At 31.4% G+C, this 17,220-nt stretch carries 11 protein-coding genes; 5 read left to right on the forward strand and 6 right to left on the reverse strand.

The features are described from left to right. The first annotated feature begins 69 nt into the window (after positions 1 to 69). On the forward strand, positions 70 to 1,383 hold the full coding sequence (locus B6F84_RS04670) for a M20/M25/M40 family metallo-hydrolase (protein WP_148691159.1): 1,314 nt from the start codon (positions 70 to 72) through the stop codon (positions 1,381 to 1,383). A 180-nt stretch (positions 1,384 to 1,563) separates the two neighbouring features. Here B6F84_RS04670 and B6F84_RS04675 read toward each other — a convergent pair whose 3' ends face one another. Then, a complete protein-coding gene (locus B6F84_RS04675) occupies positions 1,564 to 3,528 on the reverse strand; it encodes an ABC transporter substrate-binding protein (RefSeq protein WP_148691160.1) in 1,965 nt (654 codons plus the stop codon). A 487-nt stretch (positions 3,529 to 4,015) separates the two neighbouring features. On the opposite strand from B6F84_RS04675, the gene B6F84_RS04680 reads away from it, so the two are divergent. The 4 genes from B6F84_RS04680 to B6F84_RS04695 all read left to right on the forward strand — a co-directional run bounded on the left by B6F84_RS04680 (position 4,016) and on the right by B6F84_RS04695 (position 9,677). Continuing rightward, entirely contained in the window at positions 4,016 to 5,614 is a 1,599-nt protein-coding gene (locus B6F84_RS04680; RefSeq protein WP_148691161.1) for an APC family permease, read from the forward strand. 162 nt (positions 5,615 to 5,776) lie between these two features. Beyond that, on the forward strand, positions 5,777 to 7,222 hold the full coding sequence (locus tag B6F84_RS04685; RefSeq protein WP_148691162.1) for a cytosine permease: 1,446 nt from the start codon (positions 5,777 to 5,779) through the stop codon (positions 7,220 to 7,222). A gap of 4 nt (positions 7,223 to 7,226) precedes the next feature. Then, positions 7,227 to 8,435 carry an amidohydrolase family protein gene (locus tag B6F84_RS04690; protein WP_148691163.1) on the forward strand — a complete coding sequence of 403 codons (1,209 nt, stop codon included), beginning with the start codon at positions 7,227 to 7,229 and terminating at the stop codon, positions 8,433 to 8,435. Then, complete coding sequence (locus B6F84_RS04695; RefSeq protein ID WP_148691164.1) at positions 8,436 to 9,677, forward strand: amidohydrolase family protein; 1,242 nt, start codon at positions 8,436 to 8,438, stop codon at positions 9,675 to 9,677. Positions 9,678 to 9,833: 156 nt separating this feature from the next. Here B6F84_RS04695 and B6F84_RS04700 read toward each other — a convergent pair whose 3' ends face one another. The 5 genes from B6F84_RS04700 to B6F84_RS04720 all read right to left on the reverse strand — a co-directional run bounded on the left by B6F84_RS04700 (position 9,834) and on the right by B6F84_RS04720 (position 17,191). After that, complete coding sequence (locus B6F84_RS04700; RefSeq protein WP_148691165.1) at positions 9,834 to 10,925, reverse strand: FAD-binding oxidoreductase; 1,092 nt, start codon at positions 10,923 to 10,925, stop codon at positions 9,834 to 9,836. Beyond that, entirely contained in the window at positions 10,922 to 12,145 is a 1,224-nt protein-coding gene (locus B6F84_RS04705; RefSeq protein ID WP_148691166.1) for an FAD-binding oxidoreductase, read from the reverse strand. The genes B6F84_RS04700 and B6F84_RS04705 overlap by 4 nt, the downstream gene beginning before the upstream one ends. A gap of 215 nt (positions 12,146 to 12,360) precedes the next feature. Continuing rightward, positions 12,361 to 13,644 carry an MFS transporter gene (locus B6F84_RS04710; protein ID WP_148691167.1) on the reverse strand — a complete coding sequence of 428 codons (1,284 nt, stop codon included), beginning with the start codon at positions 13,642 to 13,644 and terminating at the stop codon, positions 12,361 to 12,363. Beyond that, a complete protein-coding gene (locus B6F84_RS04715; protein WP_148691168.1) occupies positions 13,628 to 14,974 on the reverse strand; it encodes a hypothetical protein in 1,347 nt (448 codons plus the stop codon). Before B6F84_RS04715 ends, B6F84_RS04710 begins: the two co-directional genes overlap by 17 nt. Positions 14,975 to 15,241: 267 nt before the next feature. Beyond that, the gene (locus B6F84_RS04720) at positions 15,242 to 17,191 is read right to left on the reverse strand and encodes a molybdopterin oxidoreductase family protein (RefSeq protein WP_338025994.1); all 1,950 of its coding nucleotides are present in this window, start codon (positions 17,189 to 17,191) and stop codon (positions 15,242 to 15,244) included. Positions 17,192 to 17,220 lie beyond the last annotated feature (29 nt).

Here is a 17,220-nt window from a genome sequence, read left to right on the forward strand (position 1 = left end):
AAACTAATTTATAATATCATGAAGAAGTCACTAGAAAAATATTAATAACAGTTATAGAGTGAAACTATTATGGATGAACAGCTTCATACTTTAATAGAATTTTTAAAGAAACCATCTGTTTCAGCAACTAGTGAAGGAATAGAAGAAACTGCAAACTACCTTAAAGAAACCATAGAGAAACTTTTAGGAGTTAAAGCATATATAGAGAAGACAAAAGGGCATCCTATAGTATACGCTGAAGTTAATGTTAGAGCTAAGAAAACACTAATTATATATAATCACTATGACGTACAACCAGTTGATCCAATAAATGAATGGAAATATCCACCCTTTTCAGCAGTAATAGAAAATGAAAGAATATACGCTAGAGGTGCATCAGATAATAAGGGAACTTTAATTGCTAGATTATTTGCTATTAAACATTTACTAGATAAGAAAGAACTAAATGTCAATATAAAATTATTATACGAAGGAGAAGAGGAAATAGGAAGTATAAATTTAGAAGATTATATAGAGAAAAATTCGAATAAATTAAAAGCAGACGCTATAATAATGGAGGGAGCAGGATTAGATGTTAAAGGTAGACCACAGATAGTATTAGGAGTCAAAGGATTACTTTACATAGAGTTAGTTTTAGACTATGGAATTAAAGACTTACATTCTTCTAATGCACCATTAGTTAGAAACCCATGCATCGATTTAGCCAGAATAATATCAACATTAGTAGATCAAGACGGAAAAGTACTAATCGAGGGATTTTATGATGATATAAGACAATTAACCAATGAAGAAAAAGAACTATTAAAAATGTACGATATTAATGTCGAAGAACTTAAAAAAGCTCTTGGATTTAATGAATTTAGATATAATGATAAAGATAAAATTGTAGAAGCACTACTAACTTATCCTACTTGTAATGTTGTAGGATTTGAATGCGGATACACTGGAAAAGGTAGCAAAACTATTGTACCACACAAAGCTTTTGCTAAACTAGACTTTAGATTAGTTCCAGATCAAAATCCATATAAAATATTTGAACTATTAAAGATACATCTTCAGAAAGTAAACTTCAAAGGTAGCATTATAACTCACGGTTTCGAATATCCAGTTAGAACTTCGGCTAATTCTCCAGTAGTCAAAGCAATGATAGAATCAGCCAAAATAGTGTATACTACTGAACCACAAATATTACCAAATGCAGCTGGAACTCAGCCAATGGGATTATTCGTATATAAATTAGGAATAAAAGATGCAGTAAGTGCAATAGGTGCAGGAGGATACTATTCGAATGCTCATGCACCTAACGAGAATATCAAAATCGAAGATTATTATAAAGCAATAAGACATACTGAAGAATTCCTAAAAATATACTCTAATATGTAATAATTATTTATGAATCATTCCATTATACTTTGAGTTTTTTGTTGATATTATATTTCTTTAGTATATCTTAATTTATTCAAAATTATTAATTTATATAAATAGAACTATATTAGAACTTTACTAATATAAATCTATTATTAGATAAAAAAATAAAATAACTTCTAATACAATTTTACATCATTACGTAGTATACGTGTATGTACTATAATACATCATATTATAGTAATAGCCAGTGAAAGGATCATAAACAAACCCATGAACATACGGTTGAACAAAATAGTAAGTCGAAGGAACCGGCAACCATATATAAGGAGCCATATGATACAAAATACTATAAGCTTGTCCAACTAATTCCTCCTGCTCAGTAGTATTAGTAATAAACGGCAACGTACTATACATATTCTGCAACGTAGGATTATCAACCCAAGCGAAATCACCAGAAATACCACCAAACTGCACATCAGACATTGGAATTAACTGCTGAAATACAGGATCAGGCCAATCTGGGAACCATCCTAGATTTGCAAGGTCAGGAGTACCAGAAGGAGTATTCCAGCCATCAACAACACTAGGCAATACTAACTTAACACTAGTAGATATTCCAATTTGCTGCAAATCTTGAGATATTATAGTCAACTCATCCTCCTCCAACGCATTCTCAGGAGCTAAAGCATAAATATCCATAGTAGACAACTCAGTCCCACTAGTATCACCAAGCGTAGTACCATTAGGCAACACAACATAGAAATGACCCTCATAACCAGCCTCATTCAAATACTTCATAGCCAAACCCAAATTAGTAGAATACATACTCAAATTATCAGGATTATAATACCCAGGAAACTGAGGAGATATAGGACCCAAAAACTCAGAAGCCAACGTAACACCCTTATACTGAAACATCTCCAACAAAGCAGTATAATTAATAGCATACTCTAAAGCCAACCTAAAATCAGTAATATTAGTAGGAAACTCCTGAGTATTCATACTAATAAACAACACTCCTGGTTGTGAACCTAGATTTACTAATGAAGCATTTATAGGTAATTTAGAATATGGTGATGCTCCAAGTATTTGTGACAAGTATGGTACTGAAATGTATGATAATTGAGCTTTATTAGTTATGAAGTCTTCTACTCTATCCTCGTGAGATAATCCATATTGTATTACTACTTCTTTTATGTGTGCTGGTTCTGCTACTGCTGGCACGCTATGTCCTGAAGCCCAGTAGTTTGGATTCGCTTCTAAGTCTATTGTGCTTAATCCTGTAGATACGTATGTTATCACGTATGGTCCTGTTCCGTTCATTCCGTGTTCGTCTAAGTAAGTGTTTGGTGTGTTGGGTTGTACTCCTCCGTGTTCGTCAACTACTACTGGGTTGACTATTGCTCCCCACCATGCTGCTATATCATATAGGAAGAATTTGTATGGTATTAGTGTGTTTATTTCTACTTCGTATGGTCCTTTTACTACTATTGCTTGGTTTGGATATTCCATTATTTTTTGTATTGTTGCATTATTTGCGTTGAAGTTTGATAGTATTGATGCTAGTATTTTTGCTGTTAGGTTGTAGTTGTTTGCTGTTGGTAGTCCTGTTGCGTTTTGTATTGCGTTGTTTACTCCCCATGGTATTGCGTATCCTGTGTTTGCGTATACTGTTGCGTTGAATAGTAGTTCTATGTAGTTTGATACTCCTGGTCCTTGTCCCATTAGTATTGTTCTATAGAGCGAGAACCATACTGTTGATGCGTTTACTTGTACTCCGTCTGGGAAGTGTATGTAGTTTCTTAGGTAGAAGTAGTAGTTTTGGTAGTTTGGTGTTGTCCAGTTTTGTGCTATTACTGGTACTAGTTGGTGGTAGTTGCTTCCGTTAAATTCTACTAATTCTTGGAATACAGCTGTGAATAGTGGTCCGTCTTGAATACCGAATCCTGTTGCTGGGTCTAGTGCGTCTGGTGCTGCTGTTTGTGCTACGTCGCATAGTACGTTTGAGTTGGGTGTTGCTAGTGTGATTGTTGATACTGATACGGATGGGTGGTGTGTTGTTATTAAGTATGCTGCTGCTCCTGCTATTACTATTACGACTATTATGATTATTGCTACTGCTGCTTTGGATATTCCATAAAGTGTTTTTTTATTGACCATTTATCATCAATTAAGCTTGATGTTATTATAATATAAATTTTTATGAAATAAGGTTTTAGCGTTAATAATTAGGAGAATAATTTAGAAGAATTATATAAATTTATTTATCTTATTAAATTGCAATAATATCATTATAATGTATTAATACAATATTATATTAACTAAATTTTTAAGATTTATGTATATATCTAAAATATCCTTATTTTGCTCCTATATCTGATAGTACAAAATTTCATTCTCACCTTTCATAGATCAATAAATATAGTATTACTAATCTAGTGAGTTTTGTTAGTATATATTACATGTGTTTCCTCCTTTCAAGACGCCGTTATATAGTATCATAAAAAGTTTATTATTTTAGTTCTAATTGTATTTTTTGAGTATTGATTTGAGAAAGGATCTTTAAAATATATAAGTAAGTAAACTAGGTTTTCTTTAATCTTTAAATTTAAGATTTTTATATTAAAAAAGAGTAAGTGTATGCAGTATGAGTCAAGAGAATAAAGTATTCGCTAGGCAAAGTTCTGGATTAACTAGAACTTTATCAGCTAGAGATACGTTTTTGCTGAATTTTATGTATTTAGCTCCTGCAGCTAGTATAGCGTATCCTTTAACTTTTGCTTTCTTTTTTCCTGGATCTAATTGGATTTTAGCTACAATCATAGGAGCTTTGATGGCTTTACCTACTGCATTCATGTATTATTATATAGGAATGTTAACTCCTAAGACTGCAGCTGATTACGTTTACGTTAGTAGGTATTTGGGTCCAATATTTGGACTGATGCAGGCTTTAGTAAATATTTTTGCTTATGGTATAGGTTTAGATGTTCAGACTGAGCAATCTTTAGTTATAGTTCCTTTTATTCAAAGTCTTGGGCTTTCATTTCATAATTCTGGCCTTATTTCTCTAGCGAATGCTATTTCTTCTAGTCAATTGGATTTCTTTATTTTCACGACAATAATGATATTAATTGTTGGTGGAATTCTTATATTAAGTACTAAATGGATTGCTAGAATTGTATCTTCTTTAACGATACTGCAAATTATAGGTACTATAGTTATTATAGTATTGCTTTTTGATTTAGGTAGAGCTGGTTTTATCTCTTCTTTTAATTCGTTATCTACTTCGTTGGGTGGTAATACTTATCAAAGTATTGTTAGTAGTTATAAATTGCCTATAAGTTTTGATGCATTAGGCACTTTTTTGCTAGGTATAATGATTATGGGTAATTTGTTTATTTATAATAATGCTCCAGTATGGGTTGGAGGAGAGGTAAAGAAGGGAGAGAAGACTATTAAGGCTGGGATAATTTATTCTTATCTTTTTGCAGTGCTTATATCGATTATTTTAGTGGTTAGTATAGTTTATACTATAGGAGAAAAATTCTTTATTGAAACTTCTGAATTCGGATGGGCTACAAGTAGTGGTGGAATACCGGTAGCTCCTTATTCGCTTTTAGCTTACGTAATTATACCTGTATATAATAATTTGCCTATTTTGCTTATAATTTTGATTTCGTCTTTAACTTGGTATATTTCCTATGCTATTATTGGAGGTTTAACTGGAACTAGAGCTATGGTTGCCGCTTCTATGGATAGGCTTTTACCAGAAAAATTCGTAGATATTAGTCCTAAATTGAAGTCTCCTTATTTTGCTGTTCTGGTATTCTTAGGTATAGCTCTTCTGTTTAATTATTTAGAAATTTATCAAGGATTTTCTTTAACGTTAATGTTTGGTGTTCTTTCGTACATGATATTTCAATATTTGATTGCATCTCTTTCGGCTTTTAAGATTTCTAAATCAAAGGAAATTCCATCTAAAATAAAGGGTAAGCTTCTTATTTCTAGTATATTATCTGCAATAAGTATAGTAGTTGCTGTAGGTTCTCTGATAATTTATGGAGGTTTAACTTATACTTCTTCTGGATTTGGTTATCAATTATTTTCAGGTAATTTTATACCTTCAGCATTATTGCTTGCTGGTATAGTTATAGCAGCTATATTATGGTATGTAATAGCTAAAGTTGTTAGGAAGAAGAAAGGAGTAAACGTTGATATGGTATTTACTCAAATACCTCCAGACTAATCTTTTTTAAAGTTTGTTTTTTGATTTTCTAGAAAGTCTAGGATTTTTGATTTAATGAGAGTTTATTTAATTATTTTAATGATTGAGCTCATTATTTGAACTAAAAATTTTTAATACTATTTTTAGTAACATTTATAAATTGGTCAATGATTTAGTCTTTGTATGAAAAATACGGATGATATTTTAAGTAATGAGGAAATTCTACCTTTATCTAAGAATCTAAAAAATTGGAATGCTTTAGATTATACAATGGTATGGATAACTATGACTGTTGGTGCTTTAGCTTGGGAATATCCTTGGTTTGGAGTATTTTTAGGAATACCTTGGTATTTATCTGTTTTTCTAGTTTTTTCCGGTAATTTAATTACTTTAATTCCTATGATTATTCAATCTCATGCTGGGGCTAAATATGGAATAGCTGAACCTCAAATAACTAGAAGCAGATGGGGAGTATGGGGAGCATTTTTTCCTTCTGCTGTTAGAGCAATAATAGGTGCAGGTTGGTGGGGAATTAATGCTTTTATAATTTCAGAAGTTATTGTTGGTCTTTATTTGAAATTTTCTGGACAGTTACAGATGGTAATAGCTCCTCTTCTATCTTCTGGCTCTGCTAATTCTTTTACAATATCTCTAGCAGTTCCACGATTATTTTGGTCAGTTTTCATTATAACTATAATTGCTGAATTAATATTGCTTTATTTTTCACCTATTCTTAAGGGTCAAGAACCATTGAGAAAAATGAGTAAAATAGTAGGACCTATAGTGTTGTTTTCAATGGTTCTATTATTTATTTTTGAAGGAATAAGCAATGGATGGGATTTTAGTGAGTTAAGCAAGATTTCAGTATCTTCTGCTGATGTTTTAGTTTTGATCGTTTTTATGGCCGGAAATATGTCTAGCTGGTTAACTATGGCTATTTCTATGCCAGATTTGACTCGTTTTGCTAAGTCTCAAAAATCTCAAGTTTTAGGCCAAGTAATACTTCCATTTATCTATTCTTTCATAGGATTATTGGGAATCTTGGGAAGCGCTATGGCTATAAATACTGTTCATGCTACAGTTATTGATCCTGTTCTTTTAACTTTGCTTACTGCTCCATCTTATCTTTCAATAATTATTTTAATTCCAATACTTATGGAGACTTTTGCTGTTAATACTTTAGCTAATCTTTTACCTCCAGGATACGATATAAGCAATTTTTATCCTAAGAAGATAAACTGGTTTACTGGAGTTATTATAGCTGTAATTATAGGTTTAGCTATTGGAGCTTGGAGTTTTCTTGGTGATGCGTATGGATTTATGGTTAATTGGTTAAATACTTATGGTATCGCTTTAGGAGGAATTGTGGGAATTAACGTAGCTGACTACGTTTTTATAAGAAAGTTTAACATTGAAATAGATTCTTTATATTCCAGGCAAGGAGTATACAGATATTTTAAGGGAATAAATCCGATGTCTGTCATAGCATTTGTTATTTCAATTATTCCTGGCTATACTTATTTACTTGGAATAAAATCAATGTATCCGTTCTATTCTTTAGGTCCATTACTGAGCCTTTCATTATCTTTATTATTGTATATTATACTAATGAAAATAAAACACTGGTGATAACATGATCTTAAAGAATTTAACTACAGTTGAAGGTAAAAATATAAGTATTGAAATAAATGGAGATAAAATTGCAAAAATATATGAAGGGATAGCACCAGTAGGAGAAAATATGGAAGGGAGTTTAGTAACTCCTTCTTTAATTGATGCTCACGCTCATTTAGATAGTAATTTTTTACTTGACGTATGCAAAGAGGCTGAAACTCCAAAATTTATTGAAGCTTTGCAAGCTTTATTAGAATGTAAGGAAAAATTAAGGCCTGAAGATATTTATTCTCTAGCTAAGAAATCTATTTACTATTACCTAAGTCATGGATCTTTGTACGTAAGGACTCACGTTATGATTGACGATAATATAGATCGTTTAAAATATATAGCTAAACTAAAAGAAGAATTTAAAGATATGATAAATATTCAGATAATTGGTTTTATACAAAGTTATTCCTATTTTAATGAAGAGGTAGAAGAAAATATGTATAAAGCTTTAGAATACGCTGATGGAATAGGAGGACAGCCTCACCTTCAACCTTCTAGAGAAGATGGAATAATGATGATTAAGAAAATATTTGATGCGGTTGAAGGAAAAAATAAGCTTTTAGACTTTCATGCGGACTTTGCAGATGATTCAGAGACAAAATTTAGTGAGGTAATAATTTCTGAAGCTTTGAAGAGAAAAATGTACGGTAAAGTTTCTTTAAGTCACGTTACTGCAATGCACTCTTATAATGAAGATTATTTTAGGAGGTATTTAAAATGGTTAAGAGAAAGCGAAGCTAGCGTAATTGTAGCTCCAATAACTGCGTTAGAAGAATCTGGAGCTTTTGAACAATATCCAAAAAGGAGAGGGATAGCTAGAGTCTTAGATTTATTATCTGCAGGAGTTAATGTAGCACTAGGTCATGATGATATTCAAAATCATTTAAATCCTTATGGTGTAGGGGATATGTTGCAAGCAGGTTTTGTGTTGGCAATTTCTTCTTATATGTATTTTTCTCCATATGCTAGGACAATATTTGATTTAATGACTTATAATGGCGCAAAAGCATTACATTTGTCGAATTATGGTTTGCAAGTAGGTAATGATGCAGACTTAGTTATTTATAATGCAAAATCTCCATTAGAGGCTTTAAGAGATGTAAAACCTAGGAAAATGGTTATAAGTAAAGGAAAAATAATTTATGAAAGTAAAATTGAAGAAAAAACGGTGTGGTAGATGTTAGTAAAGAATGTTAGGTTTTATAGTGATAATAAGTTACATGACATTTACGTTGAAGAAGGAATAATACAATGTATTGATTGTAAAGGTAAAAAGGACGATTTGGTTTTTGAAGGAAGAGGAAGGCTATTATTACCTCCTTTTGTTAATCCTCATTCTCATTTAGGCTATGCTTTAACTTTGAATTATGGGAGAAAAAATAGAAGCGGTACATTACAAGAAGGAGCTATGATAACTCGGAACGAAATATCTCCAAAAATAAGTGAAGATGATGTAGTATCAAGGCTTAAAAAATTGGAAAAATTGTTCTTTATAAATGGAGTCCTTTACGTTAGAACTCATGAGATTTTATCTTTAGTATTAAAAGTTATTAAAGCTAGAAAAGAAATTAGTCTAATAAATTTACAAATAGTAGCTTTTCCTTCTCCAGGATTTTTCTACTCTGACAATTCAATAGATTTAACTGAGATAGCGTTAAATGAAGGAGCAGAAGTTGTAGGATTAATTCCTAATTGGGAACCTACAAAAGATTTAGGAGCAGAATCAGTAAAAATAGCATTTGATTTGGCAGAAAAATATGGTAAAATGATAGATGGTCATATTGACGAAAATGATGATCCAGCTTCTAGATTTGTAGAATACGTTGCTTATGAGGCTTTAAAGAGAAATTTAGGAGATAGAACTACGATAAGTCATATGACTGCTTCTCACTCCTATTCATCTGATTATTTTTACAAACTTGTAAATTTAATGAATCTAGCAAAAGTTAACGTTATTTCAAATCCTGTCGTAAGTACTCATTTACAAGGTAGATATGACTCTTACCCAAAAAGAAGAGGTTTAGCTAGAATAAAGGAAATGATGAGTAGAGGAATAAACGTAGGTCTAGGTACTGATAATATCGGAGATCCTATTTATCCGTTGGGTGATGGTAATATGTTAAGAGTACTTCAAGAAGCTTTCCTAATAGATCATTTTACAAGCGAAGATATAGAAGGAATGTTAAAGTTAATTACTTATAATTCCGCCAAAATAATGAAATTAAAGGATTATGGAATAAAGGAAAATAAGAAAGCCGAATTTGTAGTTTTAAATGCTAAAAGCGAATATGAAGCCTTAAGAAACATTTTACCTCCTGCTCTAGTAGTTTCTGGAAAGAATTTTGCTCAAAATGAAATAGAATTCAGAATAAATGATAAAGATGTTACTGATGAAGTAGAAAATTTAATAGAATATTAATCTTATACAAATAAAAGTATTCCTTTCTTAAATTTCATAAATAGTTAATATATAAAAAATAGTGCTAGTATTTGATTGCTTAACGTAATTCAACGAATTATTCTGATTGAGAGAAGAGCTTAATTTTCAGATAATCTACAAACTAATAAAAAAGTACTAAAACTGTAACTTACCAGGATTAAATAAGTCTTCCTTATCATACATTTTCTTATACTGAATAATTTTCCTTATATGCTCTTTACTTAGCCTAGAATTTATGTAAATGTCTTCTACATCAAAACTCGATTTGCCAAAAGACTTTTTTATGTTGTCTAATTCTTCTTTACTAAAAGTCATAAAATCCACATGGGCTTTATTGTCATTAGCAAATTCTACTTCAGTTATTCCTTTTAATATTTTAGGATCAAGAGGAAAATCAAAATGATAGGTAGTATAGTACGCTTTTGAAAAATTCTCATAAAATACTCCTGCAAAGAATTTATCTCTATTCTCCCAGATTTGAGAAGCGTCGACTCCATCCTTAAATTCTTCATCCTCCTCATATGCTACTATTAAATGCCATTTATCTGGACCAATACTTAACTTAGCTATTTCTGGAGATCTCAAAACCATATGATAAAGAGGATAATTATTTTCATAAATTTTTTCAGAATACTGAATAGCTTCAGAAACTGAGTTAAACACAATCATTTTAGCATGTATCTCCTTATTTAATTTTAACATTCTAAGCCTAGTTACTATACCAGTTGTTCCTTCCGCGTGAGCTGCAATTTTAGTATCACCTCCTCTTAGCTTTACTAATTTCCCTCTAGGATTAACCATTGTCACTTCAATCACTTGATCCCAATTTGGACCATATTTGTATGATCCTATTCCCCATGACCCTCCACAAAAATTTCCTCCTACTGTAGAGTACTTCCATAAGGTAGGATAAACCCTTGGATTATGAAAATGGCTTCCAGCTTCTAAAGTTATCGTATTATCATCTTCTTCTATTTTTCTATTCATACTAGTCATATCAATTATTATTCCTCCTTTTAATGGAAGTAAGCCTTTAGCACTACTCATTCCTCCTCCTTTAGGTATTAAAGGAATATGCTCTTCTATGCAATGCTCTACTAACTCTAATATTTCGTCTTCATTTTTAGGATATGCTACTGCATCTGGTAATAGACTAGGCACGTCTTTATCTAAACTTTTCACTGCCTTTATTCTATCTTCTAGTTTAGAAGAAAGAATGACTTTCATTGAAAATCTACTTTACCAGGATTAAATAAGTCTTCCTTATCATACATTTTCTTATACTGAATAATTTTCCTTATATGCTCTGGTTTTAATCTAGAATTAATTTTTATACTGTTTAAGTCAAAATTTGTTCCACCTAAAATTTTGTATATTTCTTCATATTGTTCTTCACTTTCAGTCAAAATGAAAGGGTGAGCAATTAAAGCTACATCAAATTCTACGTCAGCAATAATTCCTAAGTTTTTCACTTTTTCTAATTTTTCTTCAATTTCGTCTAGAGGAATATCTTTCACAATATAATACAATCTTTTCTTTAATATTCCCATTGCTGTAGTTATTGTACCGCCAAAGAATAGAAATCTTTTTGACCAAACTAATTCTCCTGCTTTTCTATTCCCAATATTTTCTTCGTCTTCAGTCACCACTAAAACGTTCCACTTTTCGCTACTTACTCCAGTAATATTCTCAGATAATTTTGACATAGTTGGAGATCTTAAGGTTACATGATAAACATTAGTCATATCGTAAAGACTTTCAACAAATTTTAAAGCATCATGAAGAGAATCAAATTCAATTAAATATGGATATTCTTTTTTTCTTCCTTCTTCTCTTTTTTGTACTCTTAATCTAGTTACTATACCAGTTGTTCCTTCTGCATGAGCTGCAATCTTAACATCTCCACCAATTAAAGTAGTTATTTTTCCTTTTGGATTTACCATTCTAATTTCAGTTACGTAATCCCAGTTTCGTCCGTATTTGAATTCTCCTATTCCTCCAGAGCCTCCTGAAAAGAATCCTCCTACTGTTGCTCCTTCATCATAAGTTGAAGGATATACTCTTGGAGAAAATGTCATTCTTCCATTAAAAAAGGGTAAACTGTATTCACAATAAATTTCTTCATCATCTTCATTCAATATTTTATTCATTTTTGTCATATCAATTATTATTCCTCCTTTAAGTGGTATTATACCACCTACGTTGTTTTTTCCTCCTGCTCTTGGAACTAAGGGCACATGATTTTCTAAAGCTATCTCAACAACCTTAATTACTTCTTCCTCGTTTTTTGGGTATACTACTAATGATCCTCTGTATTTTTTTAGAAGATTAACCAGAAATGGGGACGTATGGCTAAAATCTCTAGATTTTTCTTCTACGATTTTCTGATTATCAGTAACTTCTATTTCCTCCTTTAGCAAAAGATTCTTCACTGATGTTAAATCCATAAAACTAATACGTTTCTTAAGTTTTAAGCTTTTATTTATCTTATTATTCTACTTTGTTTTAATTTTTAGTTCTTGGAGTAACTTAAGTATTACTCAATAGTAGACATGTACATAGACTGGACAGAAATACAATATATGACAATAAACAGAAGGAGTAGAAAGGAAAGAAGCATGGAGAAATACATAACAACAAAATATAGAGAAAAACTTCATCACTATTTTAAATTAGGGAAACAGTTTTTACATCTAAGATTCTTATTTAAGATCTCAGCAATTAGAATAGAGATTAAACCAAGTATTATGAATAATGTAAAGCCGTATGCATAGCCATCATATCCGTATAAATTAACTATGGAAGCCATGATTGGTGGTATTATTATACCTCCAACACTTCCTAAACCACCTACTAGACCTGATGCACCACCTACACTATTAGAAGCATATTTAGGAACCATCTTATACACAGCACCATTTGCTATTCCCATTCCAATAGCTAAACTTATCTCTCCCAGTAGGGAAGTATTAATTTTAAAGCTTGTAATCATTATTATAGAACCTAATACTATTATAGAATATGATATAAGTGATACTTTTTCTCCTCCAATTCTATCACTTAGAAATCCTCCAAGAACTCTTATAAGAGCAGTAAGTAATGAAAATAATATGCCAACTAAAAATCCAGCCTCAACAATACTAATATGTAAGAAATTCTGCCAATACGTAGGAAGCCAGACTGTTAAAGCCTCAAAACCTCCAAATGAAGTTAAATACATAATTGTAAGAAGCCAAACTTTTGGTTCTTTAGCAGAATTAATTATAGATTTTGAGGCATTTGAAGAAGGAAATATTTCTTCTCCATAAGTTTTTGCCTCATTTATAGCCTTATCCCCTATTTCTTTTCTCAGCCTAAAATAAATTACATCTTGACCGAAGAAGAAGAAAATTATGATACCAAATAGGACTATTAAGCTCCATATTAGATAGACATTAGTTAAACCAAAACTTAATAGATAAGGTAATATAACTGTAAATATTCCAGGAGATGTATTTCCAATTCCAGCAAAAGTGCCTAAAGCAAAACCTTGGTTACGTTGAGGGAACCAATACGAAACATAGGCTATTCCAGATGAAAATGTCGAAATTCCAGTTCCAGCTATTGCACCAGAAATTAATAGTAGTAAATAGGAAACATCGTTTAGAAATAAAATTATTACTATAGAGAGCATCCCAATAAAGGCTATTATAAGTTGTGTTAAAATTACTTTTTTACCACCATATTTTTCAACTAACGCACCAAAAGGTATTCTAAGCAAAGAACCAGTAAGCAAGGGTATAGCTATTAGCCAACCTATTTCTTCAATGGAAAGATGAAGAATAGATGAAAACTTATGAACAGTTACACTAAAAAGAGAAACTGCTGTAAATCCTATGAAGAATGCTAATGTTCCAGTAATTAAAGCAAGTTTTGGGGAACCTTTTATTTTACTTCTTTTCGTCACCTAGATTCACCTCTCTAAAAGATTTTACTTCCCTTATTTTATCCTCTAGATTTCCAGTCTCTGTAACTTTCTGAATTAGTTCGACATAATCTTCTGCATCAATCTCTCCTAAGAATTTTCCTATCCTAAAATTATCTCCTTTTACGTAGACTTTGAACACTTTTTTGCCATTCCTCACAGCAGCCCCTAATCCAATATCTGCAATTTGGTGTCTTCCACAAGAGTGAGAGCAACCACTTATATAGACTCTCAAATTTGATCCTTTTTCTTTAAGAATTTTATTTATATTTTCCGCTACTGTTGTAGTTGAAAGGATTGCCGGGGGACAGTAGTCATCTCCTATGCAGGATTCTACAAGTCTTGAAGAAATAGGATAACTATCTGATATTTCGTAATCTAATCCGCTTATTTCAGTATCTCTTTTAACTGGAATAAATATGGATTGAGCATTAAATAATATGACAAAATCGAAGTTATCTTTCGCTAATTTGATTACTTCCTTTACTTTTTCTGTAGTTAGCCAGCCTCCTGCAGTCCTTACCATAATTATCTTTTTGTGAGGTATCATAAAAGGAGAGGAAGTTTCTATTTTTGTCACATACTTCTTTTTATCGTTTATAATATCTTTAGTCTTTTCTTTATATTTAGCTAAAATCCACTTAAATCCTCTTTTCTCATTTTCTTGTTTAAGTAAATCTGCTACAGCTATAGATATTGCTAAAGTGTCATCAGATGTAACATTTTCAAACATTTTTATTGATTGAAATTCTTGATCACCTATTCCACCACCAAGATAGATATCAAATCTGTTCTCATCCTTAGCAACAATTCCTATGTCCATTATACCTGGAGTTGCACATCCTCTTTCACATGCAGAGATTGTTATTTTAACTCTTTTAGGGAGTTTTGGGTATTCATAGTCTGGGTTATGGCGGAAATATGAGGCTATTTGCATAGCGATCTTAACAGAGTCAGTTTTTGCAAATGGACATAAATATGATGGACATGGTAACACATTCCTTACTGAAGCTCCACAAGAGTCTTGTGGATCTAAATCTGCGTTTTTAAGTTCTTCAATTACTTTATCTAAATCATTAAGGTTTACTCCATAAAGCTCTACGTCACCTCTAGTTGTGAAATGAATCTTATTATTTCCATAATTTGATGCTATTTCAATCAATGCCTCTAATTGATAAGTATACCATTTTAATGGATCCCTTAAGTTACCTTGTCTTATCCTAACTGATACTAAATCGTTATCCCCTCTGCTTGTATATATTCCTTTATATCTTGATGGATAATATAACTTAAATTTCTCAGAATATTTCATTTTACTCGTATAACTGCTATTTTTATCATATTTACATGTTATGATAATTACAACTAAAAAATATTTAATTGTAATGACAGATAGTAAGAATGAGATGCAGAATTATCTTCATGGAAATTAGGATATAATATTCTCAGAATTGAATCAGGAATTCTTAGTTTGTAAAAGAGAATTTAACTTATTTACTTTATTTTATTTTACTACCATCTTCTTTTAAATTTTTTATATTTTTTTAGTGATTAGATTCTAGTACCATCTTAAAAATTACTATGATAGTGGAAGTATCCTAGCCTTTAAATGTTTAAATGCAGGCTCTTTACTTATTGGATCAATTTTCCAATCCATTATTTTATTAGCGTGACCCCAGTGAAAAGGCATGAATGCAATATTACCTTTTATCCAGTTTACGCATTTAACTATTGAGTCTGTGTATCCTTCATTAGTCATTATCCTAACTTTACTACCATTTTTTACACCTAATTTCTCACAATAATCATTTCCTAAGAGGATAAAATCATCATCACTAATCAGAGCTAAGGACCAGCTTCTTGATGATCTAGTTCTGGTATTCCAGTGCCCCATTGTTCTCCCAGTTATAATTATTATTTCATTATCGTCAATCACTAGATCTTCTTTATCTAAATCCACTCCTTTAGTCTTATATATTTTAGGCTTAATTGTAGATATTTTAAAAGGCCATCTATATCCTCCTATTAAATCATTATAACTAAGGCTAGAGATATCATCAGTTCTTCCTTTAGTTAGTCCTTTGAATTCAGTGAATATTTCATCAACACTTTTGTAATTGAACTCAAAACCTAAATAATTTGCAATTCTTTGAAATATTAACCAATCTGGTAAAGCGTCAGTCTTTAAATCAATAATTTTTGATAAATATCCCACAGTTCTATCACCAGAAGTATGTATTCCCTCTCTTTCACCCCATGATGAAGCTGGAAAAACAACATCAGCGTATTTTGCAGTTTCAGTGAAATAAGCATCTTGTACTATTAATATATCTAAATATGATAAGAGGTCAGCGAATTTCCTCGATTGAGGTAAAGAAACTATTGGATTTGTTCCAATAATGTATAAGGCACTTATTTTTCTTTCCTCAATTAGTCTATACATTTCAGTTATTGTGTAATAGTGTCTAGGGATAGAATATCTAGGTAAACTCCAGTAGTCCTCAACTTCCCTAACCTCATCTTCATTGCTAATATACCTTAACCCAGGCAACATTCCAGCTAAGGCTCCAGCTTCTCTAGCCCCCATAGAATTATGCTGACCAGTTAGAGGTAATACTCCTGAACCTTCTACCCCAACATTTCCAGATAACATAGCTAAGGTTGCTATTAAAATTCCAGTATCAACACCATGTATTGTCTGATTAACTCCCATACCCCACATAAATATTGTCTTAGTTTTATAAATTCTTAAAGCAATATCATAGATTACACTAATATCTAGTCCTAATAAATTAGCTACTCTCTCAAGTGGATATTTCATTGCAACATTCTTAAATTCCTCAAACCCTTCTGGTTCAATTTTAACTCCTTTTTCTATTAAAACATATGCTATAGAATTAAGTAATATAATATCTTTACCTGGTGGGATTCTTATGAATATATCTGATTGCTGTGCAGTATCAGTAAATATTGGATCAATAACTATCATTTTTGCCTTATTTCTTTTTCTATTCATTAACATTCTATTCCATAACACTGGATAACTTGAGGCAGGATTAACCCCAACAAGAAAATAAGTTTCTGCTTTACTTAGATCATCGTATGAAACAGTAGGTGAAGGGTCATTAAATGCATATTTTAACGCATATGCTGCACTAGCCATACATAATCTTACATTGGAATCAAACGAGGCAGTACCAATAAGACCCTTTCCCAGCTTTACAGCTAAATATTGGTCCTCTGTGGGTATTTGTGCACCAATATAAATTCCTAGCGAATCCTTATTTTTTCTTATTATTCTTCTAATTTTATTAACAGAATATTCTAATGCTTTTCCCCAGTCAACTTCCTTTCCATTTATCATTGGACTAGTTAAACGGCCTGATTCTATGGTTTCTAACAGTGTAGCACCTTTAACGCATTGCATTCCCTTATTCGTAATGTAATTTTCAGGGTAAATTATCTTTTTATGAATATCAACCCGTAATTTACAACCTACTCCGCAATAAGGGCAAATAGTACTACTTATTTTTCATCACCTTTGAATAAATAAAAAAT

Source organism: Acidianus manzaensis (genome assembly GCF_002116695.1).
Classification (GTDB): domain Archaea; phylum Thermoproteota; class Thermoprotei_A; order Sulfolobales; family Sulfolobaceae; genus Acidianus; species Acidianus manzaensis.

What these genes read in the sequence shown, in the direction of transcription:
- B6F84_RS04670 (WP_148691159.1), top strand. Translation starts at nt 70, where the DNA reads ATGGATGAACAGCTTCATACTTTAATAGAATTTTTAAAGAAACCATCT.
- B6F84_RS04675 (WP_148691160.1), bottom strand. Translation starts at nt 3,528, where the DNA reads ATGGTCAATAAAAAAACACTTTATGGAATATCCAAAGCAGCAGTAGCA.
- B6F84_RS04680 (WP_148691161.1), top strand. Translation starts at nt 4,016, where the DNA reads ATGAGTCAAGAGAATAAAGTATTCGCTAGGCAAAGTTCTGGATTAACT.
- B6F84_RS04685 (WP_148691162.1), top strand. Translation starts at nt 5,777, where the DNA reads ATGAAAAATACGGATGATATTTTAAGTAATGAGGAAATTCTACCTTTA.
- B6F84_RS04690 (WP_148691163.1), top strand. Translation starts at nt 7,227, where the DNA reads ATGATCTTAAAGAATTTAACTACAGTTGAAGGTAAAAATATAAGTATT.
- B6F84_RS04695 (WP_148691164.1), top strand. Translation starts at nt 8,436, where the DNA reads ATGTTAGTAAAGAATGTTAGGTTTTATAGTGATAATAAGTTACATGAC.
- B6F84_RS04700 (WP_148691165.1), bottom strand. Translation starts at nt 10,925, where the DNA reads ATGAAAGTCATTCTTTCTTCTAAACTAGAAGATAGAATAAAGGCAGTG.
- B6F84_RS04705 (WP_148691166.1), bottom strand. Translation starts at nt 12,145, where the DNA reads ATGGATTTAACATCAGTGAAGAATCTTTTGCTAAAGGAGGAAATAGAA.
- B6F84_RS04715 (WP_148691168.1), bottom strand. Translation starts at nt 14,974, where the DNA reads ATGAAATATTCTGAGAAATTTAAGTTATATTATCCATCAAGATATAAA.